Raw genomic sequence first — 25768 nt, 5'->3', positions numbered from 1 at the left:
GAGGAGGAACGATGACGTTGTACCTGCTCAGCATTCACCAACCCCAGGGCGAGCTGCCACCTGAGCCGGAGTTCCTGGCCGGGGTGATGCGTCAGCTCGGCGAGCTGCGCAACGAGCTGGCGTCCACCGGGTCGTGGGTCTTCGGGCAGGGCCTGCACGGCCCGGAGACCGCAACCGTGCTGCGCCCGCGCGACGGCGAGGTGCTGATCACCGACGGACCGTTCGTGGAGGGCAAGGAGTACCTGGGCGGCATCACCATCATCGACGTGCCGGACCTGGACGCCGCCCTGGACTGGGGCCGCCGCTACGCCTTGGCGACCACGCTGCCGATCGAGGTCCGCCCCTTCCAGGGTGGGGCCGGAGACTGATAGTGCCCGACGTGGAGGCGGTGTTCCGCGCGGAGTACGGGCGCGCGGTCGCCGTCCTGGTTCGCCTCCTCGGCGACATCGACCTCGCCGAGGAGGCCGTCCAGGAGGCCTTCGCCACCGCGGTAACGCGGTGGCCGACCACCGGCCCGCCGCCCAGCCCGGCCGGTTGGATCATCACCACCGCCCGCAACCTGGCCATCGACCGGCTGCGGCGGGAGGCGTCTCGGCCCGACCGGCACGTCCAGGCGGTCCTGCTGTTCGCCGCCGACGAACCCGTCGAGGAGGGACCCGTGCGCGACGACCGGCTACGGCTGATCTTCACCTGCTGCCATCCGGCGCTCGCCCCGAGCGCCCGGGTCGCCCTCACCCTGCGGCTGCTCGGCGGCCTGAGCACCGCCGAGATCGCCCGAGCCTTCCTGGTGCCCGAGCCGACCATGGCACAGCGGCTGGTCCGCGCCAAGTCGAAGATCCGCAATGCCGGGATCCCGTACCGGGTGCCCCGCGACGCCGACCTGCCCGACCGACTGTACGGCGTCCTCGCGGTGCTCTACCTGATCTTCAACGAGGGGTACACGGCCAGCGAGGGCCCGCACCTGGTCCGCGTCGAGCTGTGCGCCGAGGCGATCCGTTTGACCAGGCTGCTGGCGGAGCTGATGCCGGACGAACCGGAGGCGGTCGGCCTGCTCGCGCTGATGCTGCTCACCGAGTCCCGTCGTGCCACGCGGACCACCGCCGCCGGCGACCTCGTTCCGTTGCCCCGGCAGGACCGGGGCCGGTGGGACACCGAGCTGATCGCCGAAGGACAGGCGCTGGTCCGCCGCTGCCTGCGGCGTGACCGCCCCGGCCCGTACCAGATCCAGGCCGCGATCGCCGCCGTGCACAGCGCCGCGAGGCGCACCGCCGACACCGACTGGGCGCAGATCCTTGCGCTGTACGACCAGCTGACGGTGGTCGCCCCCGGCCCGGTGGTGGCGCTGAACCGGGCCGTCGCGCTCGCCGAGCTGTCCGGCGCGGCGGTGGCGCTGGCCGAGGTGGACCGCCTCGACCTGGCCGGCTACCACGTCTACCACGTGGTCCGGGCCGACCTGCTGGCCCGCCTGGGCCGGGGCGGGGAGGCCGTCGAGGCGTACCGGACGGCTGTCGCCCTGACGGACAACGCTGCCGAACGGGCCTTTCTCACCGCACGCGCGACGGCCCTGGCGATGCCCTGAGGGGCGTTTGCCGCAGGGCCGGCCGGGAACCCGAGGCACCCGGCCGCAGCAGGGGATGGGAGGGGTCATGGCGTACCGGACCGCTGTCGACACCGCACCCGACCTGTCCACCCTCACACTCGGCGTGGAGGAGGAGTACCTGCTGCTCGACCCGGACAGCGGCCGGAACCTGCCGGTAGCCGACCAGGTGCTCGCCGCGCTGCGCGGACCCGCCCGGGACCAGAGCCGGCAGGAGTTCCGGCACAGCATGGTGGAGATGGTCACCCCGGTCTGCGCCGACCTCGCCGAACTGCGCGACCACCTGGTGGCGCTGCGCCGCTCCGCCGCCGAGGCCGCCACGGCGGCCGGGGCCCGGCTGGTGGCGGTCGGCGCCACCCCGGTGGCCGAACCGCACCGGACGGTCCCCGACGAACCGCGCTACCACGCGATGTCACGTCGGTACGGGCCGGTGGCGCACGACCCGGCGGTGTGCGGCTGCCACGTGCACGTCGGGCTGCCCGACCGGGAACTGGCAGTGCAGGTCTGCAACCACCTGCGGGTGTGGCTGCCGGTGGTGCAGGCGATCACCACCAACTCGCCGCTGCACGACGGGTACGACACCGGGCATGCCAGCTGGCGCTCGATGCAACTGGAACGCTGGCCCAGCATCGGACCGACGCCGTACTTCGACTCCGCCGCCGACTACGACCGCACCGTCGACCAGCTGATCGCCGCCGGCATCATGCTCGACGCGGCAATGGTCTACTGGTACGCCCGCCCGTCGTCGGCCTACCCGACAGTGGAGGTGCGGGTCGGTGACGTCTGTACCGAGGTGGACGACGCGGTGCTGGTCGCCGCCCTGGTCCGGTCCCTCGTGGCTACCCTCGCCGACGAGGTACGCGCCGGGGTGAGCGCCCCGGACGTGCGGGACTGCCTGGTGGCCGCGGCGCACTGGCGGGCCGCCCACGACGGTCTCGACGGCGAGCTGATCGACCTGCGTGCCGGTGGCACCCGACCCGCCTGGGCACTCGTTGACGAGCTGATGGCGGTGATCGCCCCGGCCCTGCTGCGCCACGGCGACCTCGGGTACGTGTTGGCCCAGCTGGCCCGGCTGCGCCGCGACGGCACCGGCGCCGCCCGGCAGCGGCAGGTGCTGGAGCGCGCCGGGGACCTGCGCGCGGTCCTCGACGACCTGATCACCCGTACGGCCACCGGCTGACCCCGAGCCGCAGCGGACCCGGGGGTTCAGCGGATGTCGTGGGTCTGGAGCCACAGCTCCAGCAGGCCGAGCTGCCACAGCTTGTTGCTGCCGGCCGCCGCCTCGGCCCGGTCCGGCTCGGTGAGCAGGTGGGCCACGTACTCCGGGCGGAACAGCCCCCGCTCCCGCGCGGCCGGCGCCTGCAACGCCTCGGCGACCAGCTCGCGCACCGGGCCGTCCACGTTGCGCAGCGCCGGCACCGGGAAATAGCCCTTGGGCCGGTCGATCACCTCGGCGGGCAGCACCTCCCGGGCGACCTCCTTGAGCACACCCTTGCCGCCCTGGGCGACCTTGTGCTCCGGCGGGCAGTGCGCGGCCAGGGTGACCAGGTCCTGGTCGAGGAAGGGCGTGCGCACCTCCAGACCCCACGCCATGCTCATGCTGTCCACCCGCTTGACCGGGTCGTCGGGGAGCATCAGGTGGGTGTCCAGGCGCAGCACGGCGTCCAGCGCGGTCTGCGCCCCGGGCGCGGCGAGGTGCCCGGTGATCAGGTCCCGGCTGGCGTCGTGCTCCAGCGCGTACGCCGGGCCGACGATGCGGCGCAGCTCGTCGTGGTCTCGGTCGAAGAACGCGGTTGCGAACGTCTCGGCGGCGCCGTGCCGGGGCGCCTCGACCAGCGGCTGGTGGTAGCCGTAGCCGGCGAACACCTCGTCGGCGCCCTGCCCCGACTGGGCCACCTTCACGTGTTGCGCCACCTGCTCGGAGAGCAGGTGGAAGGCGACCACGTCGTGGCTGCCCATCGGCTCGGTCATCGCCAGCACGGCCCGTCGGACGGCGGGCACCAGGTCGTCGTCGGCCAGTCGGATCCGATGGTGGTCCGTGTCGTACGCGCGGGCCACCAGGTCCGAGTAGTGGAACTCGTCGCCGGACTCGCCGTCGCGGCTGTCGAAACCGATGCTGAACGTGCGTAGGTGTTGCTGGCCGGCCTCGGCGAGCAGCGCCACGATGAGGCTGGAGTCCAGTCCGCCGGAGAGCAGCACCCCCACCGGCACGTCGGCGACCAGCCGTCGGCGTACCGCCGAGCGCAGCGCGTCGCCGATCGCGGCCCGCCAGTCGGCGGCGTCCATCCCCGCGTCGGCGGGCTCCCGCACGTAGTCGGGTCGCCAGTAGACCTCCTCGCGGCTGCGCCCGTCCGCCTCGATCACCCGCAGGGTGGCCGGTGGCAGCTTGCGCACGCCGCGCAGCACGGTGCGCGGCGCGGGCACGATGGAGTGCCAGGACAGGTAGTGGTGCAGCGCCACCGGATCGACGCCGGTGTCGACGTCGCCGGCCCGCAGCAGCGCGGGCAGGGTGGAGGCGAACCGCAGCCGCCCCGGTGTCTCGGCGAGGTAGAGCGGTTTGATGCCGAGCCGGTCGCGGGCCAGGATCAGCCGCCGCCGGGCCCGGTCGACCAGCCCGATCGCGAACATGCCGACCAGGTGGTCGACGAAACGTTCACCCCAGTGCGCGTACGCCACCAGGATCACCTCGGTGTCGCTGGTGGAGTGGAAGGCGTACCCGGCCCGGCGCAGCTCCTCGCGCAGCTCCGGGTAGTTGTAGATGCAGCCGTTGAAGACCAACGCCAGGCCCAGGTCGTCGCGGACCATCGGCTGCCCGCCCGCCTCGGACAGGTCGATGATTGTCAGCCGGCGGTGCCCGAGGGTCACCCAACCGTCGGTGAACAGGCCCTCGTCGTCCGGGCCGCGTGAGCGCATCGCCTCGGTCATCCGGGTGACCGCCGCCGCGTCGGGCGAGTGGCCGTCGAATCGCGCCTCCCCGCTGATCCCGCACATCAGGCGAGGCGGTGCTGGTTCAGGGCAGACATGGCCCTCCTGTCAGGTCTCCCCGACTGGTGGTGGCGGGGCCCGCGGTGGGAACGGGGCCGCTGGCTACCCGAGCATCAGGCGGGCAAACGCGCAGGTGATCCCGCGCGTCCGGCTCAGCCGCGCAGGGTGCGCAGGATGCGGGCCAGCTCGGTGCGGTCGGTGTCGTTGAGGTGGCCGAAGAAGCGGTCGGCCTCGGCCCGACGCGCGGCCCGGATGGCGGTGCTGACCCGGTCGCCCTCCTCGGTGAGCGCGACAAGGGTGGCCCGCCGGTCGGCCGGGTCGGGTCGGCGCTCGACCAGCCCCCGGGTCTGGAGGTCGTCGACGACCTCGGTCGCCGAGCGGGGCGCGATGCGCAGGTGCTCGGCGAGGGTGCCGGGGCGCACCTCGCCGTGCCGGGCCAGCACGCCGAGGGCCCGGGACTGGCTGGGGGTGACATCCCAGGGCGCCAGTGAGTCGCGGGTCTGCCGGCGCAGCCGGGACGCCACCGCCCAGAACGTCTCCGCCAGGCTCTCGTCGTCCGCGCTGTCGACGGTGTGCTCGGTCACCGGAATACGGTAGCAGGAGATGTGGTTGCTACCTCATGATGAGGTAACCTCAGCAATATCGCCGACGAAAGGCAGCACCCCCTTGGAACCCACCCCGATGGGCCGCGAGCGCGGCCACCGCACCCTCAGCGCCGAAGAGAAGTCGCAGGCCCGTCAGGTGTCGCTGCGCCGCATCGGCCGCCTGTTCACCCCGCACCGGCCCGCGCTGGCCGCCGTCACCGCGATCATCGTGGTCTCCTCGATCATCGCGATGGCCACCCCGTTCCTGCTGCGTGCCGTGATCGACCGGGCCCTGCCGCAGGGCGACGTGACGCTGCTGGTCTGGCTGGTCCTCGGCATGGTCGCCGTCGCGGCGGTGACCTCCGCCCTCGGCGTCGTGCAGACCTGGATCTCCACCCAGGTCGGCCAGCGGGTCATGCACCGGCTGCGGACCGACGTCTTCAGTCACCTCCAGCGCCAGTCGCTCGGCTTCTTTACCCGCACCCGCACCGGCGAGGTGCAGTCGCGGATCACCAACGACATCGGCGGCATGCAGTCGGTGGTCACCTCCACCGCCACCGCCGTCGCCGCCAACCTCACCACGGTGGTCGCCACCGCTGTCGCCATGGTCGCGCTCTCCTGGCAGCTCTCCCTGGTCTCGCTCGTGGTGCTGCCGCCCGCCATCTGGCTGACCCGCCGGGTCGCCCGGATGCGTCGCGAGATCACCGCCCAGCGGCAACGCGAACTCGCCGACCTCAACGTCACCGTCGAGGAAGGGCTCTCGATCAGCGGCGTGCAGCTGGCCAAGACCCTCGGCACCGGCCCCGCGCTGATCGACCGGTTCACCGCCTCATCGGCCCGCCTGGTCGACCTGGAGCTGCGCAGCGAGTTGGCCGGCCGCTGGCGGATGGCCTCGATGAGCATCATCTTCGCCGCCGTACCGGCGGTCATCTACCTCGCCGCCGGGCTGCCCGGCACCGCCGGCACGCTGAGCATCGGCACCCTGGTCGCCTTCACGGCCCTGCAGGGCGGCCTGTTCCGGCCGCTGATGGGGCTGCTCAACGTCGGTGTCTCGCTCACCGCGTCGCTGGCGCTCTTCGCCCGGATCTTCGAATACCTGGACCTGCCCGTCGACGTGGCCGACCCCGCCGAGCCGGTCCGCCTCGACCCGGCCCGCGTGCGCGGCCACCTGCGCCTGGAGGACGTCACCTTCGGCTACCCGGGCAGCGACACCGCCGCCCTCGCCGGGATCACCCTCGACGTGTCCGCCGGCACCAGCCTCGCCCTGGTCGGCGAGACGGGCTCCGGCAAGAGCACCCTCGCCGGGCTGGTCAGCCGGTTGCACGACCCGACCGCCGGCCGGATCACCATCGACGGCGTCGACCTGCGCGACCTGCGCCTGGCCGACCTGGCCGCGATCGTCGGCGTGGTGAGCCAGGAGACGTACCTGCTGCACACCACCGTCCGGGAGAACCTGCGCTACGCCCGGCCGGAGGCCACCGACACCGAGATCGAGGACGCCGCCCGCGCCGCCCAGATCCACGACCTCATCGCCGGGCTGCCCGACGGGTACGACACAGTCGTCGGCTCCCGCGGCCACCGGTTCTCCGGCGGTGAGAAGCAGCGCCTGGCCATCGCCCGGACGCTGCTGCGCGACCCGCGCATCCTTGTGCTCGACGAGGCCACCAGCGCGCTGGACACCGAGACCGAACGTGCCGTGCAGCGGGCGTTCGACGTGCTCGCCCAGGGTCGCACCACGATCACCATCGCGCACCGGCTCTCCACTGTCCGCGACGCCGACCAGATCGCGGTGCTCGACCACGGTCGGATCGTCGAGGCCGGCACCCACGACAGCCTGCTGGACCGCAACGGCCGCTACGCCACGCTGGCGGCCTGAACGTCGGCTCAGAACCGTCTCGAAAATGTCTTGAAACTGTCTCGTTATGACGCGGTCAGGTGCCGGTAGACGGTCGCCCGCGAGACCCCCAGCGCGGCGGCGATGGCGTCCACCGAGTGGGTGCCCGCCGCGTGCATCCGCCGGGCCGCCTCGACCTGCTCCCGGCCCAGCGCGGGCGGCCGTCCCGGCCGCCGTCGCCGGTGCGCCGCCGCGCTCGCCGCGCCCTGTGACGCCGGGTTCGCCCTCCCCGGGGCGGCGTCCCTCGCGCTCACGTGCGTCGGGGTCTCCCGCGCCGGCGCCGGGACCGTCGTGGTCACGCGCAGCCCGGCCGCGAGGTCGGCGCGCGCCCCGGCTGCCGTGTCCGCGTGCGACCGGGCTGCCGTGTCCGCGTGCGGCCCGGCTGCCGCGTCCGGGGGCGGCGCGGCTGCCGCGTCCGTAGGCAGTGGGGCTGCCGCGTCCGCGGGCAGTGGGGCCAGCAGTCGGCGTACGCCGTCGAGCATGTCGGCGCGCAGCACCTCGTCCGACACGTCGGTGAAAAAGACGATCGGATCACTGCATGCCGAAACCGCCTGCACCGCCCGAACCCGCTCCCGACGCCCGGCGTCCGGCCCGGCGATGAGGTCGTTGGCCCGCATCGCGATCACTATCAAGCGGTGGTACGTGTCGCCCCGGCCGATCAGCGCGATGTCGTGGAAGAGCATGCCGAGCGGTCGGCGATGGGCGAGCATGATGTCCACCCAGCCCTCCAGCACCGTCCACCGGGCCAGCTCGGTGGGTTGAGTCTGGGCCGAGTCGAGCAGCGCCTCCAGGTCGGCCACCAGGGGCTCGACCAGGGCGGCGAGCAGGTTCTCCTTGGTCGGGAAGTGGTACAGGATCGCGGTCTTGGTCAGCCGTAGCCGCTCGCCGATCTGACGCAACGAGGTGCGCTGGTAGCCGTGTTCGGCGAACAGGTCGAGCGCGGCGCGCAGGATCCGGGTGCGGGTGTCGTCCGCGGGATCGGCGGTCATGCCAGCCAGCCTAGCGACGCCCTGACCGGTGGGCACGATCCACCGTTGATTCGACTGACCGGCGGTCAGTAGAGTGGAGACGGTCGACGCAGCCAACGGCAGGAGGGGCCATGCCCGTCATCTCGATCGGCAACCTGGTCAAGACGTTCGGCGCCATCCGGGCACTCGATGGGCTGGACCTGCACGTCGAGCAGGGGGAGGTGCACGGCTTCCTCGGGCCCAACGGCTCCGGAAAGTCCACCACCATCCGCATCCTGCTCGGGTTGCTCCGCCGCGACTCCGGCGACGCCCAGGTGCTCGGCGCCGATCCGTGGCGCGACGCGGTCCGCCTGCACCGCCGGCTGGCGTACGTGCCGGGCGACGTCAGTCTCTGGCCCAACCTCACCGGCGGGGAAGCCATCGACCTGCTCGGCCAGCTGCGTGGCGGCCTCGACCGGCGTCGCCGCGACGAGCTGCTGCACCGCTTCGACCTGGACCCGACCCGCCGCTGCCGCACCTACTCCAAGGGCAACCGGCAGAAGGTCGCCATCGTCGCCGCCTTCTCCTCCCCGGTGGAGCTGTACGTGCTCGACGAGCCGACGTCCGGCCTCGACCCCCTCATGGAGGCGGTGTTCCAGGACGAGGTCCGACGGGTCAAGCAGGCCGGTGCCACGGTGCTGCTCTCCAGCCACGTGCTCGCCGAGGTCGAGGCGCTCTGCGACCGGGTCAGCATCATCCGCGAGGGCCGTACCGTCGAATCCGGAACCCTCGCCGAGCTGCGCCACCTCACCCGGACGGCGGTGACCGTCGAGACCGCCCGCCCGGTCACCGGACTGGACGCGCTGCCCGGCGTGCACGACGTGCACGAGGTCGACGGCCGTACCCACCTGGAGGTCGACCCCGCGCACCTCGACGCGCTGCTCGGCCAGCTCATCCGCTTCGGCGTCCGCGCGCTGACCAGCACGCCACCCACCCTGGAGCAGCTGTTCCTGCGCCACTACGGCGACGACCCGGCCGTCGCTGCCTCGGACGCCGGCGCCGCGGACGATCCCGCCGCCGGCGCCTCGGACCCTCCGGCCGCTGGCGCCTCGGACGCCGATGCGCACGCTGAGGCCCCGCAGGGCGGTGCCCGGTGAGCGCCCTCACCGGCACTACCCGGCTGGCCCGGCTCGTGCTACGCCGCGACCGGATCCGCCTCGCCATCTGGATCCTCGGCACACCCCTGCTCGGCTATGCCCTCGCCAGCAGCGTCGCCGGCATCTACCCCGACCAGGAGGCCCGGCTGGGTTACGCCACCACCTCGGCGTCCAGCCTGGTCGCCCGCGCCTTCAACGGCCCCATCCACGGCACCGACCTCGGTGCCGTGGTGGTCGCCGAGACGTACGTGACGCTGGCCCTGATCGTCGCGCTGCTGAGCACCTTCGCGGTGACCCGGCACACCCGCCAGAACGAGGAGACCGGCCGGGCCGAACTGCTCGGCGCCAACGTGGTCGGCCGGTACGCGCCGCTCACCGCCGCGCTGCTCGTCGTCGTCGCGGCGAACGCCATGGCCGCCGCCCTGCTGGCGGTCGCGCTTGTCGGCGCCGGTCTGCCGCTCGCCGGCTCCGTCGCGGCAGCGGCCGCGATCGGCGGCGTCGGGGTCGCCTTCACCGCGATCGCCGCGGTCACCGCCCAGCTCTCCGTCACCGCACGCGGCGCCAACGCGCTCGCCGCCGCCACTGTCGGGCTCTCCTTCGTGCTGCGCGCCGCCGGGGACGTGCTCGGCGAACAGAGCGCCGACGGCACCCGCGTACGCAGCGCCTGGCCGTCGTGGATCTCCCCGCTCGGCTGGGGCAACCAGGTGCGAGCCTTCGACGGTGAACGCTGGTGGGTGCTCGCCCTGCCCGTCGTCCTGCTGCTCGCCGGGGTGGCGCTGGCGTACGCCCTCGCCGAGCGACGCGACCTGGGCGCCGGCCTGATCGCCCCCCGACGCGGTCCGGCCACCGGCGCGCCACGGCTGCTCAGCCCCACCGGGTTGGCCTGGCGGATGCAGCGCGGCACGCTGCTCGGCTGGGCGGTCGGTGTGGCGGCGCTCGGCCTCCCCATGGGCGTCGCCGCCGACGAGTTCAACGACATGATCGACGCGAATCCGGCCGCCGCCGAAGCGATCAACGCGATGGGCGGCGGAGACGACCTGATCAAGGCGTACCTGACCGCGATGCTCGGCCTCTTCGCGCTGACCATCGGCGCGTACGTCGTGCAGGCCCTGCTGCGCGTACGCGGCGACGAAGCCGACGGAGTGCTGGAGGCAGCGCTCGCCACGGCTGTCAGCCGCACCCGCTGGCTCGGCACCCAGGTGCTCGCCGCGACGCTCGGCGCGGTCGCCCTGCTGCTCCTCGCCGGCGTGACCACCGGCCTCGGCTACGGCATCGTCACCGGAGACCCGCTCGGCCAAGCCGTCGAGCTGGGCGGCGCCGCGCTGTTGCGGCTGCCCGCCCTGCTCGTGGTGGCCGGGGTGGTGACCGCGATCTTCGGGCTGTTGCCCCGCTGGTCGGTGGTGCTGTCCTGGACGGCCCTGCTGGTCTTCCTGCTCCTGGGGCAGCTCGGCGCGGTGCTGGAGTTGCCGCAGGCCGCGCTCAACGTCTCGCCGTACACCCACCTGCCGGCCGTGCCCGCCGTCGACCCGGCGGCGCTTCCCCTGGTGGTGCTGGCGGCGGTGGCCGCGGCCCTGCTCGTCGTCGGCGTGGCCGCCTTCCGCCACCGCGACGTCCCGTCCTGACGTGTTCCCTGCCCTGAGGGGGCGGGATTCCGAGCACTCACGACGGTTCGGCAAGGCGCCCGACGCCACAGTGGACTCTCAAGGGATTCTGAGCGGCGAGGTTGGTGGAACACCTTCGGGGGCGTGCTGACCGGTGTTGAGAGGTCCGCGTTGGGAGGCCGGCCTCCGAGCCTTCGGCACGAATCGGGTGGCAAGTTTGACATCGACACCGACTCGCTGGGCACGGGGCGCGTACGAACGTATGGCTCTTGCGTTATTTGCGCTTCGACAACGAGTGGCGATGGGTAGGAGCGTTCGGCATCGCTGCCGGACCGGTAGCGGCCCCGCCGCAGCCGTAAGGGCAAGGCATTAACGCCGAACGGACGAATTCCATGATCGAAACCCAACCGGACACGACCTCGCCAGCCTCCGGGCTGGACCGGCATGTCGAAGAGTGCAATGGTGTTTCACAAATCTTCTGGGCGGCTCACCTGCCGCACTGGGGCTGGGCATTCGTTACCTGTTCGGCGCGAACGAGGAGAGCCATTGCTGACGACCTCGGGCCAAGGTGATTACGCCTTCGACCGCGCGGATGAGGACGCCGGGGCGCATCAGTCGCTCAGCGAGAGTGAGGTGCGCGAGTTCCGACGCGCCCACCTGGCGAAGTCGGCGGCGAACGACCTTCCGACCGAGGAACTCGCAGCAGAACTCCGGCTGCTCTCTGGGGCGGGGATGTCGAACCTCCAGCGCCTGCTGAAGGTTCGAAACGGAGCTCCGATGGCCGTGGTAGCCCAGTCGATGCGGTCGTGGCTGGCGCGTGCGAACGAGCAGGGTGCGGCGAACGCTCTGCACAGTGCGCTACACCATGGCGTGGGTGCCGCCGCGCTCACCGCCCGGCTGACCGAGAGGGAACTCGCCGGGCTGCTTGCGGCAGAGCCGGCCCAACTGAGGTTCTTGAGCGACGCCGAGATCCGGTATCCCTTGCTCGACAGCGGGCAATTCGGATCGACGCCGAGGGCCCGCACCGCCATCTGGTCGTCCATGGTGAGCAGCGGACATGCGGGCTCGGTCGCGGCGCTGGGCTGGCTCGTCGCCGACCCGCCACAGGGCTGGAGCGACGAGCAGCGTCATCTGCTAATCGAGGTGTGGCAGCAGGTCCGGGAACGCGTTCCATCGTTGCCGGAACAACCCGCATCACTCAGCCACCTCATAGATGTCGTGGTCGGACTGCAGCGAGACGGTAGCTTGGACCCGACCGCACCGGATCCGTCGATGTCGACGGCGGATGCTGACGAGGTTGATCCGGCGGAAGGCAATCCGTCGGGTCCGAACGCCTTCGACTATGAAGTGGAGGCGCCGCCGCAAGACTTGGCCGTTACCGTCGAGCAGTGTGACAGCGTCGAAGCCGCTCTTGTGGACGTCCGGCGTGACGACCTCCCGGCGCTGGTGCGGGCGCTTGAAGCGGGTGCGGCGCCACCGGATGCTGAACTCAAACGGATTGTCGGGCTTGCGCAAACCATTAAAGCCCTGTTGGATCGGGTAGCTACCGCCACCGGCGACCCTGCTCCCCTCACGATCGAGGAGGCGCGAATGCGCCTCGACGACCGGCTCGCTGCGGCGTCGACGCAGAATTTGCTGACCCGGATTCGTCGGCTTACTTCTCTGAGCACGCCGGAGTACGCGAGCGCTGAGGCTGCTCAGGTCTCCCACCTCGCTTCGACGGTCGACGCCGATACCGATGCCGCTGTCCTGGCTGGTCTCGACGCACTAGTCAGCGCGATCGAGATCGGGCCGAGTGACCCGGCGCGCAGTGCCGAGCAGGCGCGGGTTGTCCAGACTGGGCTTCCTCATTTGTCCCTCCTGGTCACGGTCGCGACGTTGGGCGCGTTGGCGTTCACTGACAAGAGCCAAGAAGGCGACGAACGAGGCGACGACGTTGGACCTGACCAGAACGGCGCCGAGCAGGACGACTCGCCGCCGCTCGACCTCGCCGCATCCGCGGTGCGAAATTCGCCGGATGAATCGGACGCGATAGGCCTCGACGAGATTATCGCCGGGCTCGATCTGACTTTGCCCGCTTCAACCGCCGGCGATTCCACCTCTGAACGTGTGGCACCTTCAGCGACCGTCGCAGCCGCAGACGATGGTGCCGACCCCGACCCCAAACCCGACACTGAGGGCGAGGGCGAGTCGGATCCACAAGCGAAGGCTGACGTCCTGTATGCGTCACTCTTGCGCGAGGGGCACCTCGCGCTCGCTTCCTGGCTGCTGACGGCGCTCGGCGCACCCGCGCCGATCATCGCCGCGCACCGGCTTGTCGCGTATGCAGCCGCGATGCGGACGTCAGCCGGAGCCAATGCCGCAGCTTTCGCCGACACCGTTCGTCAGCTCGATGCGGACGTGCTCCGTGATCGTCATGACATTCAAATGTTGGTCTATGCCGCGTCCGTCCGGGCGGGGCTGTTGTCGCCGACTGCAGGTGCCGCTGGACCTCTGCGTGATCTGACTAGCAGCATCGTGAAGTCTGGCCCCTCCGTGGAAGAACTCACCGAGGCCCTACTTGGTGCCATCTACAACGGTGCCTACCTCACCGCGCGCAGTACTGACGCCATCGCCGAGGCAGCCGAGGCCGAGCAGATCCACGCGTCACTCGCTCGTGAGGCCCGCATGATGCTTCAGTCCGCGCCGTCCCGGACGATCCGATACCAGGCCGCGACCGAGCTGTGGCAGGCGTGGATGGCTCCCGGCGGCTACCTTGGCGAATCGTTGACCGCCGTTGCCGACGGTTCACGGGACCCTGAACAGGTGAACGCCGTGCGGAGCCGGGTCCGCGAATTGCGTTCGAAGTCGAGTCTCTCGGCTGCCCTCGACAGGGACACCCGCCGCGTCGCCTCCGCCAAACGCAGCCGGGGAATCGAGGCGCGTGCGCGGGACAAGATTCTCGACTGGACTAACGACGTCACCGACCTGCTCACCCGCTGGGTCGAGGCAACCGAGAGCCTGACCGCACCGGCAGCTGGCACCTGGATGGCTGATCCAATGGCCGACCTGAGGGTGCGAGTTAACGGGGTGCGTGCCCAGGCACTCGCGCAGTTGCAGGTGCGAGGCAGGTCCGGCGACGTGATCCGCGACGCCGCCGTCGAAACTGGACTGGCGCTGCTGACCGAGTCGCTCGAACTCCTCGACGGGTCGATCACGCTCAGCGGGGCGGAGGTGCCGGCCGATCGACTGATCGGGAGTGCGCTTGCGTTGGCTCCGGACCTCCCGCTCACGGCGAAGCTCAAGCCAGCCCGCGAGGTGACAGTCGGCGACGTCGCCGCTGCCGTCGAGGCCCTGCAAAGGGGCGCCGCTGGCTGGACCGAGGTGTTTGACCGACGCGCGTCGCGGCACGACCAGGTCGGCACCCAAATCCTCATTGACGCTCTACGCCCGACCGACCCGCAGCTGGCCCAGCGACTTTCGGCTGCCCGTGACCGCGCTGTCATCGAGTCCACCGAGCAACTCGACGCTTACGTCGCAAAACTCGCCGGATCCATCGACTCGGACCGGCGGTTCGGGCGGATGACTGCCGACCAGTGGGCAGACCTCTCATCACGTGCCCGCGCCTACACCACGGGAGCGCGTGGGCTGCGACGTGACTTCGACGTCATGCTCCGCAGTGCGGCAGAGCTTGAGCAAGAGCGGGCGCAGGTGGTCCAAGCGGCGATTACGTCGGCGCGAGAGCAACTCGAAGAACACACGCTGGCCGAGGGTGTGCACTTCCGCATCGCAGGCCGCATCAACGAGGGCGACCTGACCACCGCCAACGAATATCTCGAGACTGTTCGTAGCGGACGGAGCCTGCCTGGACCGCGTGACGATGTCCAGCACCTTCGACTGTTCTACCCAAAGTTTCCTGCTCTGTTCTCGAGGTCCTTCAGCAACGCGCGACCGTCACCTCTGGTCGAGTTGAGGCGGGCCATGGACGACGGGCGGAATCCGACCGAAGGAGCCCTCAGCGAGGCGTTGAGCGCCGCGAGGATCGACCTGTCCCAGAACGGTCGACTCAAGAACGCCGCAAGCCGCATCGGGCAGTGGACCGCCCTATCCGAGTCAAAATCGTTGGACGCCAAGCTCGGCCACGTGAAGGCGGTGCTGGAGCAGCTAGGTTTCTTCGTCGACACCGCTGACACGCCGAGCACTCGGCGCGGTCAAGCCGCCGGCCGATCCTCCTGGATGCATCTCAGTGGAGTGCGAGCCACTGCGGGACGGGCATTAATCCCCGCCTTCGGCAGCGCGATCAGCCCGTCCGGCAACAGCCTTCGAGTGTTGGCGGTGTGGCGTTCGCCGACAGCACCAGAACTGGTCGAGTTGCTGCGTGCCGAACCTGCTGACCACTCGGTCGTCGTGCTGTACTTCGGTGCGCTCGACCTGGCGGCGCGTCGCGAGTTGGCCCACGAGTTTCGCAACGGCCGCAAGCTTCCAGTGACCGCGGTCATCGACGAGGCTGCCTTCGCGTATCTCGTCGCGCAACCGGAGCCCGGGCGCGACATCACCATGGCGATCACACTGCCGTTCACCTCGGCGACGCCGTTCACGCCGGACGTCGCCGGTCTGGTGCCGCAAGAGATGTTCTACGGGCGCGCCGAGGAACGCGACAAGGTCGTGGACATGATGGGTTCCTGCATCGTCTACGGTGGGCGCCAGCTGGGCAAGTCTGCACTGCTGCGCGCTGCCGCGCGCGAATTCGACGACGGTGAGTCTCGGCATGCGGTCTACCAATCTATCTACCGGGTTGGGCAGGCGAACCCGGTCGACGCGGTGTGGACCGCCCTCTGGCCGCAGCTAGCGGACAAGGGCATCGTCTCCCGAGACATTCCGTCCGGCGATGTCGCTTCAGCCCTCACCAGGCAGGTCGCCCGATGGATTTCCGGCAAGTCGGGCCGGCAACTGCTGGTGCTGCTGGACGAATCGGATTCCTTCCTTGATGCCGATGCCACCGATGGTCGTTTCACCCACGTCACGCACTTCAAGGAACTGATGGAGGTGACCGGGCGGGCGGTGAAGGTGGTGTTCGCCGGGTTGCACCAAACGGCTCGGTTCGAGCGGCTGGCAAATCACCCGCTCGCGCACTTTGGCGACCCGGTCTGCGTCGGGCCCCTCGCTCCCCAGCCCGCGTACGATCTACTCAGCCGGCCCCTGCAAGCCCTCGGCTATCAGTTCGCCGACCATGACGACGCCTCGCGCGTCTTGGCCCTTGCGAACAACCAGCCCGCACTGATCCAGCTGTTCGGGGCTCAGTTGCTGCGTGACCTGCAGCGGACGCCGCTGCCCGACGGAGCCCCGCCTCAGATGGTGACGCGTGACGACGTGGAAGCGGTATGGGCTGACAACTCCCTGCGTACCTCGTTCCGGAAGCGATTCGACTGGACCCTAAACCTCGACCCACGCTACAAAATCATCGCGTACAGCGTTGCGTTCTCCGCTCATGCTCACGGTGCCGCAGCATCTCTGACTCCTGCCCAGCTGCGCTCGGAGTGCGAACAGTGGTGGCCCAAGGGCTTCGCCGCCGAAGACGTCCGCACTGGCGAGTTCCGGGCGCTGCTCGACGAGTGTGTCGACCTGGGCGTCTTGGCTTACGCCAACGGTGCGTACCGCCTGCGGACGCCGAATGTGCTGGACCTGCTCGGGTCCCGTGACGAGGTCGACGAATTCCTGGAACAGGCCGAGTCGACGCCGCTTCCGGAGAGCTTCGACGGCAGCCTGATGCGGCCAGCCTTCGGCAGGAGTGCAACGCGTGCGCCGTTGAACTCACAGCAGATCGCCGACCTGCTCGCGGCTCGCAGTCAGGTGCGCGTGATCGCAGGCTCGGCGGCACTGACTTTGGAACGCTGCATCAGTGCTCTCAAGGCTGAGTACGACAACGCCGCGTCGGGCAGTCGTCGTAGCCACATCCGTGAGGCAACGGCGACCTCTCTGCGCACCGCGTGCCAGCAAGCGACACTTCGGGCCGCCGGCGGGCATGCTGTGGTGCTCGTCGATTTGACGACGGTGTCGCTTGAAGGCGCTCATGGTGCCTGGCGGACAGCGAGGGAACTGATCGCCGCGCATTCCGGAGGCACGCTCGGAGTTGTGCTGTTGACATCGCCGGTACAGGCACCGCTGTGGCCGGTTGCGGCACGTGAATCAGACGCGTCTTCGGGGATCACGGGCTTGCGCCGCTATGACCGCACTGATCTGCGACTCTGGCTCACCGACACCACCTTGCCGTTCCAGGATGACGCATCTCGCAGCGAACTGCTCGCGGTGACCGGGGGCTGGCCGGTGAATGTCAACAAGGTCGTCGAGGATTTGTCTCGAGAGCAAGACCCCTACACCCGCAGCGATCCGCTCGGGAAGCTGCGTGCTCAACTGGCCGACCCGGTCAACGCCGAGGCGCTCGTGGTCTATTCCGGGGTGCGATCCGACAGGGTGCTGCAAGAGGCGTGGCGGTTCCTGGTTTCCGAGTTCGGCGCCGACCGCGCCGACGTCGACACCGTTGCCGACTACCTAACCATGCACGGCGAGTCAGGCGACACCGAAGCCGACTGGCTTGCCGCGTACCGCCTTCAAGAAGCCGGTTACAGGTCGACAGTAGACGTCGTCGAGGTGTTGCGGACCTTAGGTCTGCTGGTCAGTAACGCGGAGGACGGCCAACTGCTCGTCGAGCCTGTGATGGCCGCTGCCGCGAGGACTGCGCGGGAATGACCAGAGCGCCGCGCCAACTCCTCGACGCCTTGGTCCATGACGCCGCACAAGTCATCCTTCAGTCCCCGCCCTATGCGGGGCAGGACATCGACGTGGCCGGGTTCGCCGCCGCGAACGCGGCCCAGATGCTCCTGTTCATAGCCCGGTTCGATCCACTACGCGCCGAGCTGGCAGAGCGGTACGAGACCGAACTCGCCGGTGACGTCGCCCTGGTGCGCCAATTAGTTGACCTGGATCGGGCAGTCGCCGGGACAGCTGCGTCGATACTCGGTCAGGAGCCGTCGAAGGGCAAACGGCCCGCAGCGAAGACCCAGCGCATTCCCAAGCCTGCGGCAACCGTCGAGGAGCGCCGCGCCGGGTGGGCGGCACGAGATCTGGCCGAGGCGCGTACGGCTCGCGACCGGGCGCGAGGGCAACTCGAGTGGGCAGTTCGGGAGCGCGATGCCGCCCTCCGGGATCTGCGCGCGGCCATCACCGACCGGGATGAGGCGCTGGCGATCATCGAGTCACTGCGCGCGGAGCTCGGGACTGAACGCCAACGCTCGGCCACCCTCGCGACCGATGTGATGAGCGCCGCTGAACTCCTTGCCAGCGTCCTGCGGCCGGCGGATGTGGTCGTATCGCCGGACACCGATCCCCGGGATCAGGAGCAACTGGCAGGCGAACCTGCCGACACAGCGAACCTTGATCCGAACCGTGACCGCCTGACTGGGGCCCTGGCCGACGCCAATATTGCGATTCACGCGTTTCTCGCCGTGCTGGACGTGATCCGGGCACCCGCACAGCCAATAACTGATCGACATGCGATCAGTCGTCAGCGGGAGATGTCGCTTACCCCACTGGGCGGCGGCAGCGAGATCGGCGGATCTTGCATGCTCGTCGAAGTTGGAGACGTACGCATACTCGTTGATGTCGGCCTGCGTCCCAGGCAGCCGCTCGACCGGGTCGGGCCGCTGGGTATAGACATCGCACGATCCGGACACCTTGATGCGATCGTGGTGACGCATGCGCACAACGACCATGCCGGATACGTGCCGGCGCTGACTGTCGAACATGCCAACCTGCCCGTGTTCTGCACGGCAGAAACTGCGGCGCTGTTGCCGACGATGTGGGCGGACTCGGTCAAGGTGTTCGATCGAGTCGCCCGTGAGCATCTGTCGTACAGTCAGTCGTCCACGATGCCGCCGTACAGTCAGAGCGACGTCGTCGCTGCCCAGCACCGTCTCCGGCCGGTTGGGTACGGCAGAGTCGTCGAGGTCGCCGATGGCGTAACCATTGAACTCTTCCCGGCAGGCCACATTCTCGGCGCGGCCGGTGTCGTTGTTGCGGCCGGCTCGAGCCGCGTGACGGTGACCGGTGATGTTTCGGACCTTGCCCAGGCCACGGTGTCGGGTCTCGTTGTCCCACAGTCCGCTCGCGGATCAGACTTGCTTGTCATCGAATCCACCTACTGTCAGCGACGGTCCCACCGGGATGTGGAAGTGGAGAACTTCCTAGCCACGGTATTGGAGACGGTCACCTCCGGTGGGCGAGTGCTTGTGCCGGCTTTTGCGTTGGGCCGAGCGCAGGAGGTGGCGATGACGCTGCGCAACCGTCTGCCCGACGTGCCGGTCCTGCTCGACGGCATGGCCAAGCAGATCACCCGTATCTATGAGCAGCAGACCGCTGAAGGGGACCGTCCGTTGCAGATTTACGGAGACCAGGTCCGGGAGGTGCCGCCGGATAAGCGTCGGCAGCTCATCACGTCATTCAGGCGGGGTGTCATTGTTACGACATCTGGGATGCTGACCGCTGGTCCCGCAGTCCAATGGGCTCGATCGATCCTGCCTGATCCGACTTCCGCACTGCTGCTCGCCGGTCACCAGGACGAGGAGTCGCCCGGGGCGGCACTGCTCGAGTTGGCCGAAGGTCATAACTCCACCTTCGCGCTCGATTCACAGGACTTCGAAGTCAAGGCGCGGGTAGCAAAGTTCGGCCTGTCTGCGCATGCCGATCGGCAGGGGTTGGCCGCCATCACTGACGACGTCGCGGCCAACCAGGTGATGCTGGTCCACGGTCTGTCCGGGGCGCAACGGGAGTTCGGGGGCCACCTTACTCGTCGCGGTCATCATGTCGTCGCTACCGAACGCTGGCAGTCCTGACCACTCGTGCCTGACTACCTGCTGATCTGGCCGATCGGCGGCACCGGAGGATGGGCGCAGACGGTACGGGAAGCGTGGCGTCAGGGCGATGGGAGGGGCGTGTCGCGGCCTTGCTGGGGCGGGATCAGTGGCGCGCTCGCTGGGTCGGTGGGGTGTTCGTTGTGGCGGTGGAGGAGTTCGGCTATCCAGCGTGCGGCTTCTCTTTGCGCGGCGAGCAGGTGGTCGCGGGCGTCGGCCAGGTCGTGGTCGTCGGCGTGGTCATCGAGGATCGTCGCCCACTGGCGGCTCAACTCCTCGGCGTACCGGGCCTTTCGGATCTGCTCGTCGAACTGGTATTCCAGCTTGACCAGGCGGTCGACGTGCGGCTGGAGCGCCGGCATGATCCGTTCGTCGAGTCGTACGGCGGCGTCGGGGCGGCAGGTGAGCGTGATGTCGCCCCGCTGGTAGTGCCACAGGGGGTCCTCGGCGAGCGCCCGCTGCAACGCCACCTCCAGGTCGCCGGCCCGGTGCGGGGGCAGGTCCCGGGCGGCGTCGGCGGCGAGCCGGGTCAGCCGTTGGACGGCGTTGGCTTGGAAGTACTGCACGTACCAGCTCAGCACTTCGGACCGCAGGCTCGCCGGCGACGACCAGGCGAACGTGGCGCGGATGTAGAACGAGTACACGTAACCGCGTGCGGGGACCGCGATCAGTCGGGGCGCGTCGCGTTGTTCGACGAGTGGACCGGAGGGCGACGGCGCGGCAGCGGAGCCGACAGGTGCCTCGTCCTGGAGCGCGGCGACCAGCCGATCCCAACTTCGGGCCCACCACCGCCAGCCGCGCACACCGGCGTCGCGGGCGATGGTCAACCCTCGCACGCCCCGGTGTCGCCACTGGTCCGCTGGCCTCGGCCTCCCGTCGGGGGCGTCCGTCATGGCACCCCTCCACGGTCACGGATCCGCATTTCACGCTAACAACCGGTGACCGAAATGCCCGCCGCCACGCCGTCACCGAGCAGACCGCATATCGACACGAACCAGGCCATGCGTCGTCGACGGTGGGACGGCCGAGCCGGACCGACATCGCGCCAGCCCCTGGTGATCGTCCGAACGTCGTGTGAGGGTCGGCCGCTGCTCCCGATCGGGCGCGCCGAGGCAGATGATCATCCGGGGTTAACCGAACATTGTGGAGCAGTTGGGGTGCCGAGGGGTGTTGTCGTCGACCGGCAGCGGTGAGACTGGGTCCGGTCCGACAATCACGCGGATCAATGGATCGGATGGTCTGGAGGCAGCCTGTGTCCACCCTCGTGTCCCCGCTGGCCACGCTCGGCGCGATCCGCCGGCGTACCACCACCCTCGCCCTGCTCCTCGCCATGGTCGCCGCCGCGCTGGTCGGCCCGTCCGTGGTCTCCCCTCGGTTGACCGACCCGGCCTCGGCGTCGGTCTACGGCTCCTGCACCATGAGCCGCTGCGCGGACGCCCGCACCGCCCGTTCGGGCTGGTCCGCCAAGGGGTTCCCGACCAGCCGAGGCTGGTACTCCTGGAGCGGCGGAAAGTCCAACTTCGCCGGCGGCCAGTTCTACAACTACGAGGGTCAACTGCCCACCAACGCCACCTACTACGAGTACGACGTGTACCCGCGCACCCAGGGCGCCGCCCGGGACGCGTACCGGATCGTGGTGAACCGCAGCACCGGGGTCACCTGGTTCTCGCCCAACCACTACACCGACTTCTACCGGCTCTGACCGACCTGGGGGCCGGCCGGCCTCGGTCGGTCGGCCCCGCTGCGGCGTCGTACCGGTCAGATCAGGAGGAACGTCATGGTCGACGAGCACGCGGGTCGGGTGCCCGATTGGCTGACCGTCTGCCACGACGCCGGCCTCGACGTGCCCGGCGCGGTGGTGTTGGCCGGAGCGACGACGCGGACCAGGGCCGGGTTCTTCGCCGCGCTCGCCGCCGTGCTGGCCCTGCCGGCGTACCTGGGGGAGACCTGGGACGCCCTTTCCGACGTGCTCCGGGACCGGCTCGACGCCGGTCCGCTCACCCTGCTGATCACCGACGCCGGCCAACTGCTCGTCGACGAGCCGTCCGATCAGTACGGTCTGCTGCTCGCCGTGCTCGGCGACCTCGCCACCAGCGCCCCACACCCGCTGCGTGTCGTCCTCAACGAGACCGCGCCGTCCTGACCGGCGATTCGAGCCTGCTGTCGGCGACGGGGGCGGCATCTCACGGTGGGTGACGGCCGCCGGGGCGCGCCTCCCTCCCGGGCACGAGCTTCCCGGGCACGAGGTTGGTGGCCCGGCGGTGCGGACGGGTGCCACCCGCACCGCCGGTCAGCCCGGGTCAGTGCGTCGCGGGCGGGATGCTCTGCTCGTACTGGAAGACGTTGTGCGGGTCGTACTTCGCCTTGATCTTGCGCAGTCGGGGGAAGTTGCGCCCCCAGTAGGCCTTCTCCCACTCGGCCATGCCGATGTTCGGCACGTTGACGTAGGCGCCGTCCACGTAGGGCCGCAGCGCCTGGCTGAACTCGGCGATCCAGGTCTGGGCGATCGGGGTGATGGCATCGTCGCTGTCGGGCTCGCCGCGGGTGCCCCAGCCCGCGCCGGGCTCCGAGTAGAAGAGCGCGTCGCGGTGCGGGAACGCCGAGCGGCCAAAGGGCTCCTGTTGTTGGGCTCCCCGGCCGAAGGCCTGGGTGAAGAAGTTGCTGTCGGGCGAGGGCGCCTTCTCCATGAACTCACGGACGATGCTGACCGCCTTCTCCGGGAACGGCTCGCGGGTGAACTGGGAGAAGAACTTCCACTTCGCGGGCTCGTCCTCGTTCGGGATCTGGAAGCCGGCGTAGACGTCGCCCCAGTTGCCGATCTGCACGGTGACCGTGGGGTTGCCGATCGACAGGATCGGCGCCAGCAGCTTCCTGGCCTCCGCCTCGGATCCCTCCGCGAGCACCGCGAACAGCAGGATCTCATCCGGGTGGACCTCGACCTGACTGCCGAGCCGGGGGTCGGTGAAGGGTGCGACGCGCTGCCAGGCGTCGAAGACCTCGTGCAGGTCGCCGAGACCGGGCCAGGTCACCTGCAGGTAGGCGACGCTGGTGAGCGGAGCGACCTTGTAGGTCAGGGAGGTGACGATCCCGAAGTTGCCGTTGCCCGCGCCGCGCAGCGCCCAGAGCAGGTCCGAGTAGTTCCACGGGTCCACCTCGAGAACCTTGGCCCCGTCGGCGCCCGCCGCCACGACGATCTCCGCGCCGATCAGGTTGTCGCAGGCCATCCCGAGGTAGCGGGTGAGGAAGCCGAAGCCGCCGCCGAGGGTGGCGCCGGAGAGGCCCACGGTCCCCTCCGTGCCGGTCGTCGCGGCCAGGTCGTACTCCCCGAGGGCGGTCACCGCCTCCGACTGGTTGAGCCCCGCGCCGACCTTCGCCGTGCGGGCGGCGGTGTCGATGTGGACGTCCTTCAGCTCGCTGACGTCGATCACGATGCCGTTGTCGACGTTCGACCAGCCTTCCAGGTTGTGCCGGCCACTGCGTACCCGCAGCGCGACGTTGTGCTGCCGCGCCCAGGTGAGCGCGTTGACCACGTCCTGGGTCTCCTGGGCGAAGACGATGACCAGCGGATAGTGCACGAACAGCTCGTCCCAGCCGAGGCTGGCCTCCGCGTAGTCGGGGCTCTGCGGGCGGACGATCCGGCCGGTCAGCTGTGCCGGGGGGAACGTCGTGTCGGAGGGCCACCCGGGACCGTCGGCCGCGATCGCCGAGCTGCCGGCGATCACGCTCGGGATAGCGACCGCTCCGGCGCCGACGGCCGTCGCCCTGAGCAGATCACGACGGGAAAGGTCGCGCATGGTCAGAATCCTCTCGATTGGTGACACGCCCGAAAAACGAACCGAGAGGGGCATTTCCTCTCATCTGGCGCAAAACCAACCGTAATGCCCGAGACTTCCCCCCAGATCTGAGAACTTGTCACGGAACCCGGTCGGGTGATCCGCGGGACGGGTCAGTTCGGGGCGGGCTGGTCCAGGATGGCGCTGAACCGCTCCTCGGCAAGGTCCAGCTGGCCGAAGATGTGCCGCTTCACCGCCGGCGACAACGGGGTGTCCGGCCGGCCGATCAGGTCCCGGAACAGCGGCACCAGCGGCCGGTACTTCCGGGCCGATGAGATCACCTTCGGCCCGACCGTGTGGATCACACCCACCCCGTTGTCGGTGAAGTCCGACACCTTGATCACCCGGGCCCAGGGCTCCCGGTCCAGGCTGACCGCCAGGTGCTCCCGGTACTGCGCGTTGCGGTCCCGCTCGGGGTCGTACACCGGATTGGTGACCGCGGCGACCAGGGTGGCCACCCGTGGCCCGAACCGCGCGGCGAGCGCGGCCAGCGCGGCCAGCGCGGCCCCGGTCGGGTCGGTGCCCGGGTCGCCGTCGGCCAGCTCGGCCGGGTGGTCCTCCACCGCGTCGTGCAGCAGACCGGCGACGATCACGTCCACGTCGCGCACCTGGTAGTGGTGCATCAGCCTGATCGCCACCCGCAGCAGGTGGTTCAGGTACGGCTCCCGGACGCGTCGATCGTCGCGGTGCAGCTCGGCGGCGAGGTCGAGCGCGGCGGTCAACCGCGCCCGGGCGGCGTCGTCGAACTGCTGGACCTCCAACCGGAAACGCTCCAGCAGGCCCGGTTCGCCGTGGATCTCGGTGATCGCGTGCATCGGCATGCTGCCCAGGTGCGGCGGGAAGTCCATGCGTCACTTATAGCCGATCTTCACCACATCGATGAGCCCGTACGTCGCCGAACCGACCGCGAGTCGCGGGCCCGCCGCGCCGTCAGATCGGCAGCCGGTCGGCACCGGCGAGCGGGCCCACCAGCAGGGGGACCAGCGGCGCCGGCAGGACGGGGTCGCGGCGCAGGGTGGGCGTCCAACCCGCGTCCGCGGCCAGGTCGGGGTCATGGCTCGCGTTGTGCGCCGCCAGCAGGTCGACCGGCCGGGCCGCCCCACCGCCCTGACGGACCCAGGAGCCGCGCTCGGTCAACGCGGTGCCGCCCCAGTCGTAGATCAGGTCCGCCGGGTCGACAGTCACGTCCAGGCTGAAGAAGTTGTTCTGCGCGTAGATTGCCGACTGGACGCCGACGCCGAGCGCGTACTGGAAGTCGTCCCCACCGAGTCGGTAGTGGTTGTTGTAGACGTCGACCTGACCGAAACGCACCCGGGGCAGCCGTTGCAGGACGCCGTCGAAGAGGTTGTGGTGCACTGTGACCCGCAGCCGGCCCACGTCCGGGCCGACGGTGTTGGACGAGCCGATCAGCAGCAGCTTGTCCCGACCCGTGAAGCGGTTCCACGAGGCGGTGACCAGGCTGGCGGTGTGCGTGACGTCGAGCGACCCGTCGTGCACCTGGTACGGCCGACCGAAGTACACCGGCTGGGCGCTGTCCGGGTTGTCGCCGTCGGTGAAGGTGTTGTGGTCGACCCAGACGTTCTCGCTGCGGCGTACCGAGATCTGGTCGTACTGGCTGTTCCAGTTGCCGGCCTCGCCGTCGGTCGGCGACCAGGCGGGGAAGCAGTCTCGGGCGTCGACGAGGGTCAGATTGCGGACGATGACGTTCGACGCCTGGTCGATCATGAGAGTGAGCCCGGTCAGTCGAGCGCCGCGTAGCCCGATGATCGTGGTGTTCGGCCCGACGTTGATCTGGGTCTGCCGGGTCTGGTTGGTCACCGAGCGCACCCGGGCCTCCTCCAGTGGCCCGCTCGGCGGCACCCGTCCCCACACCGCCGGGTCGTACGCGGCGAGGTAGGCGTCCAGCCGGTATCCCGGGTCGGCCAGGTCGGCGCAGCTCAGCGGCGTGCCGGCGGGTCCTTCGAAGCCGTCGATGACACCGTCGACGTAGATGAGCTTCGCTGTGGCGTCGGTGGCGTTGCCGGCGTTGTCGCCGCCCAGCGCGGCGACCAGTTCGGCCCGGTCGTGGACCACCCGGGTCCGGTCGGGGGTGGCCGCCGAGCCGCCGGTGGTGCCGGGGCCGTCGGCCGCCCAACCGTCCCGCGCGGGCAGCGCCTGCCGGCCGAGGTGACCGGCCGCCCAGGAGAGCCGGTCGGCGGACGGGACATCCGGGTGGGCGGCGGCGGCCGGGGCGGCGCCGAGGAGGATGGCGACCGCTGTGGAAGCGGTGAGGATTCTGCGCATCG

General features: G+C 70.0%; 16 protein-coding genes and 1 pseudogene. 10 read left to right on the top strand and 7 right to left on the bottom strand.

The window, feature by feature from the left end; translation table 11 throughout:
* Positions 1-11: 11 nt before the first annotated feature.
* The 3 genes from ABZU74_RS26115 (at position 12) to ABZU74_RS26105 (ending at position 2777) form a co-directional block, all read left to right on the top strand.
* Positions 12-368 (top strand): YciI family protein, encoded by a 357-nt coding sequence (locus tag ABZU74_RS26115; RefSeq protein WP_355428865.1) that lies wholly within the window; start codon positions 12-14, stop codon positions 366-368.
* 2 nt (positions 369-370) lie between these two features.
* Entirely contained in the window at positions 371-1579 is a 1209-nt protein-coding gene (locus ABZU74_RS26110) for an RNA polymerase sigma factor (protein WP_355428862.1), read from the top strand.
* Positions 1580-1646: 67 nt separating this feature from the next.
* Complete coding sequence (locus ABZU74_RS26105; RefSeq protein ID WP_355428859.1) at positions 1647-2777, top strand: glutamate--cysteine ligase; 1131 nt, start codon at positions 1647-1649, stop codon at positions 2775-2777.
* A 26-nt stretch (positions 2778-2803) separates the two neighbouring features.
* Here ABZU74_RS26105 and ABZU74_RS26100 read toward each other — a convergent pair whose 3' ends face one another.
* Together ABZU74_RS26100 and ABZU74_RS26095 are read right to left on the bottom strand one after the other, a co-directional pair.
* Positions 2804-4588 (bottom strand): N-acetylglutaminylglutamine amidotransferase, encoded by a 1785-nt coding sequence (locus ABZU74_RS26100; protein WP_355428856.1) that lies wholly within the window; start codon positions 4586-4588, stop codon positions 2804-2806.
* A 146-nt stretch (positions 4589-4734) separates the two neighbouring features.
* Positions 4735-5166 carry a MarR family winged helix-turn-helix transcriptional regulator gene (locus ABZU74_RS26095; RefSeq protein WP_355428853.1) on the bottom strand — a complete coding sequence of 144 codons (432 nt, stop codon included), beginning with the start codon at positions 5164-5166 and terminating at the stop codon, positions 4735-4737.
* 97 nt (positions 5167-5263) lie between these two features.
* Between ABZU74_RS26095 and ABZU74_RS26090 the strand changes: the two genes are divergently transcribed.
* A complete protein-coding gene (locus ABZU74_RS26090) occupies positions 5264-7042 on the top strand; it encodes an ABC transporter ATP-binding protein (RefSeq protein WP_355428912.1) in 1779 nt (592 codons plus the stop codon).
* 44 nt (positions 7043-7086) lie between these two features.
* Here ABZU74_RS26090 and ABZU74_RS26085 read toward each other — a convergent pair whose 3' ends face one another.
* Positions 7087-8049 carry a TetR family transcriptional regulator gene (locus ABZU74_RS26085; protein ID WP_355428850.1) on the bottom strand — a complete coding sequence of 321 codons (963 nt, stop codon included), beginning with the start codon at positions 8047-8049 and terminating at the stop codon, positions 7087-7089.
* 110 nt (positions 8050-8159) lie between these two features.
* Here ABZU74_RS26085 and ABZU74_RS26080 point away from each other — a divergent pair.
* From ABZU74_RS26080 to ABZU74_RS26065, 4 genes and pseudogenes are all read left to right on the top strand, one after another.
* Positions 8160-9068: pseudogene (locus tag ABZU74_RS26080) on the top strand (ABC transporter ATP-binding protein); the annotation flags it as partial.
* 92 nt (positions 9069-9160) lie between these two features.
* The gene (locus tag ABZU74_RS26075) at positions 9161-10786 is read left to right on the top strand and encodes an anibiotic ABC transporter (RefSeq protein ID WP_355428847.1); all 1626 of its coding nucleotides are present in this window, start codon (positions 9161-9163) and stop codon (positions 10784-10786) included.
* Positions 10787-11311: 525 nt separating this feature from the next.
* Complete coding sequence (locus tag ABZU74_RS26070) at positions 11312-17491, top strand: hypothetical protein (RefSeq protein ID WP_355428844.1); 6180 nt, start codon at positions 11312-11314, stop codon at positions 17489-17491.
* A complete protein-coding gene (locus ABZU74_RS26065; protein ID WP_355428842.1) occupies positions 17488-19632 on the top strand; it encodes an MBL fold metallo-hydrolase in 2145 nt (714 codons plus the stop codon). The genes ABZU74_RS26070 and ABZU74_RS26065 overlap by 4 nt, the downstream gene beginning before the upstream one ends.
* Positions 19633-19712: 80 nt before the next feature.
* Here the strand turns inward: ABZU74_RS26065 and ABZU74_RS26060 are convergent, their stop codons facing one another.
* Complete coding sequence (locus tag ABZU74_RS26060; protein ID WP_355428839.1) at positions 19713-20543, bottom strand: hypothetical protein; 831 nt, start codon at positions 20541-20543, stop codon at positions 19713-19715.
* 359 nt (positions 20544-20902) lie between these two features.
* Here ABZU74_RS26060 and ABZU74_RS26055 point away from each other — a divergent pair, with 359 nt between their 5' ends.
* Together ABZU74_RS26055 and ABZU74_RS26050 are read left to right on the top strand one after the other, a co-directional pair.
* The gene (locus ABZU74_RS26055; protein WP_355428836.1) at positions 20903-21352 is read left to right on the top strand and encodes a ribonuclease domain-containing protein; all 450 of its coding nucleotides are present in this window, start codon (positions 20903-20905) and stop codon (positions 21350-21352) included.
* 75 nt (positions 21353-21427) lie between these two features.
* The gene (locus ABZU74_RS26050) at positions 21428-21793 is read left to right on the top strand and encodes a barstar family protein (protein ID WP_355428833.1); all 366 of its coding nucleotides are present in this window, start codon (positions 21428-21430) and stop codon (positions 21791-21793) included.
* A gap of 157 nt (positions 21794-21950) precedes the next feature.
* On the opposite strand, the gene ABZU74_RS26045 is transcribed toward ABZU74_RS26050, so the two are convergent.
* The 3 genes from ABZU74_RS26045 to ABZU74_RS26035 form a co-directional block, all read right to left on the bottom strand.
* The gene (locus ABZU74_RS26045) at positions 21951-23444 is read right to left on the bottom strand and encodes an FAD-binding oxidoreductase (protein WP_355428830.1); all 1494 of its coding nucleotides are present in this window, start codon (positions 23442-23444) and stop codon (positions 21951-21953) included.
* A gap of 152 nt (positions 23445-23596) precedes the next feature.
* The gene (locus ABZU74_RS26040; protein WP_355428827.1) at positions 23597-24331 is read right to left on the bottom strand and encodes an HD domain-containing protein; all 735 of its coding nucleotides are present in this window, start codon (positions 24329-24331) and stop codon (positions 23597-23599) included.
* An 82-nt stretch (positions 24332-24413) separates the two neighbouring features.
* On the bottom strand, positions 24414-25766 hold the full coding sequence (locus ABZU74_RS26035; RefSeq protein WP_355428824.1) for a polysaccharide lyase family 1 protein: 1353 nt from the start codon (positions 25764-25766) through the stop codon (positions 24414-24416).
* Positions 25767-25768 lie beyond the last annotated feature (2 nt).

It is taken from the genome of Micromonospora sp. NPDC005171, assembly GCF_040608575.1.
Taxonomy (GTDB): domain Bacteria; phylum Actinomycetota; class Actinomycetes; order Mycobacteriales; family Micromonosporaceae; genus Micromonospora.
This window is presented reverse-complemented; position numbering and strand designations above follow the sequence as displayed.